The 2,605-nt window shown below is 75.4% G+C and carries 1 pseudogene; it reads right to left on the bottom strand.

From position 1 onward, the window contains the following. Window positions 1-2,605 (bottom strand): annotated as a pseudogene (locus DEF28_RS27765) (hypothetical protein); the annotation flags it as partial.

Here is a 2,605-nt window from a genome sequence, read left to right as displayed (position 1 = left end):
GGCCTTCTCGATCCGGGCGGCCTCGCGCTCGGCCTCGGTGGCGTCCGAGCGCAGCCCGGCCGCCTCCTCGCGCGCGCTCCGCTGCCGGTCCGGTGAGCCACCGCGCGCGTCGCGCAGGGTCTCGGCGGCCTGCCGGCGGGCGCTCTCGGCCTCGCCGCGGAGCCGGGCGGCCTCGCGGCGGGCCTCCCGCTGCTCCTCCCGGGCGGCCTGGACGGCCTCCTGGGTCTCCTCTGCCCGCTCCTGGGCCCGCTGGGCGTCCCGCGCGGAGCGCTGCGCCCGCTCGTGGGAGGCGCCGGCGCGGTCGGTGGCCGCGTCCACCTGGCGCTGCCGTTCCGCCCGGGCCTCGCTCGCGGCGGTCCGGGCCTCGTCGTACTTCTTCTGGGACGCCTCGTAGGCGTCCGCGGAGTCCTTCGCCCAGCCTTCCAGCTGCGTGACCCGCCGCTCCGCGTTCCCGACGCCGTCCCGCGCGGTGTCGAGCTCGGCGGCACGCCGGTCGGCTTCGCCGCCGAGGCTCTGGACATCCTCGGGCACCGGGGGGAGGGGGCGCGGCGCCGCCTCCCCGTCCTCGGCCCGGCGCTCGCCCTCGGAGTCAGGGGCGTCGTCATCGTCGGTCTCACTCCGCGCGTCGGAGTCCTCGGCCCCGCGGTCGTCGCGCCCCTCGGGCCGCCGTTCGGGCGCGTCGTGCGTCTCGGTGTCCGACTCCGCCGCCTCGGCGTCCGACTCCGCCTGGGGGCCGGACACGTGCTCGCCGGACGCCGTGCGGGTCCGCGAGGGATCGGGGGTGTGCCGCTCGTCGCCGTCGGACTCGGCCTCCGAGTCGCTCTCGGGCCCGGAGTGCGGCCGCCCGGTCGTCTCGGTGGGCGGCGGGGCCGACTGGACGCCGTCGAACGCGTCCTCTCCGGACACCGTGCGCAACGCGTCCCGCGAGGGGTCGGAGCTGCCCTCGGTGGAGCGGGTCGGCTGAGTGGAGCCGCCGCTCTGCTGGCCGGTGCCGCCTGCCCCCGAGGGGGCCGGACTGCTCCCCTGCGGCGGAGCCGCGCTGCTCTGACCGGTTCCGTTCGTTCCGCCGGTCTGGATGTCGGGGACCGCGAAGACCTGGACGACGTTCTGGCCGGTCTGCCCGAGACCAGGCAGGAAGTCCGATCCGTTGTTCCCCTGGCCGGGGTTGAGGATCTGGTTGATCAGCGACATGACGTCCCCGCTGTCGCCCGGCGCGGGGGGCTGCTGGCCGGTGGGCGAGTGCTGCGGAGTCGGCACGGGGGGCCGCTGGGTGGCCGGACGCTGCTCCGGATCGGGGACGTCGCGCTGGTCGTTCTCGCGGTCCGGATCGGGGCGCTGCTCCGGGGTGGGGACGTCGCGTTCGTCGTTCTCGCGGTCCGGCGTGCTGCTGCGGTCAGGGGTCGGCGTGTCGGAGGAGACCGTGGCCGGGCGGTCGTCCGTTCCGCGGCCGCCCCGCGGGATCTCGATGCTGTCCCGATCCGGCGACTCGTCGTTCTGTCCGCGGCCGGAGTCGCCGCTGGAGTTGCTGCCGGAGCCGCTGCCGCCGGAGCCCTGGTTCCCCCCGTCGCCGCCGTTCGGCGCGGGCCCGTCCGGTGGGGCGGGGGTGTGGTTCTGGCCGCTGGTGGTGGGGGTGTCCTCCAGGGTCGGCGGGTCCGGCAGGGTGATGGGCCCCATGTTCTTGAGGGAGTTGATCGCGGCGACGCCTCCCATGGTGGCCAGCGTCTGCAGGCCGCCGCTGGCCGCGCCGGCCACGGCGGACATGCCGTTCGCCTTCCACTCCTGCTCCGGGGAGAACAGCAGGTTGGTCAGGCCCTCGCCGACGTAGCCCTCGATGGCACCCGACCCCATGGCGAAACCGAGCTGCTGGAACCGGTCCCGCCAGCGGCTGCCGAACTCGTTGAGCGTCTTGGTGAGGGTGTCGGTGACACCACCGGAGAGGAAGTCGCGGGTGCTCTGCGGCAGCGGGGTGGGCTGGTTGGCGAGCAGGTCGTCGAGGCTGTTCCGGAGTTCGGGCTTGCCCCAGTTCTTGGCGAAGGTGTCGGCGTAGTCGCTGCCGAGCTGGCGGGCGGCGTCGCGGCCCAGCGTGGTGCTGAACTGGCGCTCGAACAGGTCGCCCATGTCGTCGCGGAACTGGCGGGCGGTCTTGGGGTCCAGCCAGCCGACGTCGTTGCGCCACGGGGCCAGGATCTGGTTGCCGTTGTTGCCGAAGATCGCGGCCATGTCCCGGTTGAAGTCCGGGGTGATCGCGCCGTCGGGGTTGTCGATGGGCGTCTCGCGCTCACGGACTCCGAGCAGCGGGATGTCGTCGCCGACGTCGTCGCCGGCCCCCGTCGGGACGTCGTCGGAGGCGTCGTCGCGGATGGGGCGTGCGGTGCTGTCGGGCCCGGTGTTCCCGGCGGGGGACGGGGTCGGAGTCGGCGAACCCTCCGGTGTCGGGGTGTCGTCCGGCGCCTGCTCGGGTGTGTCGCGGGTCGGCGAGTGCTCCGGGAGGTCGTCCGGTTCGTCGCGTCCGAGGGAGGAGGTGGTGGGGCCGTCCCCGGACGGGCCCGGGTCCGGGACGTCGTCGGGATCGGGCCGGGGGTCCGGTGCGCTCTCGGGGGTGTCC

The sequence above is a fragment of the Marinitenerispora sediminis genome (assembly GCF_003336425.1).
GTDB lineage: Bacteria > Actinomycetota > Actinomycetes > Streptosporangiales > Streptosporangiaceae > Marinitenerispora > Marinitenerispora sediminis.
This window is presented reverse-complemented; position numbering and strand designations above follow the sequence as displayed.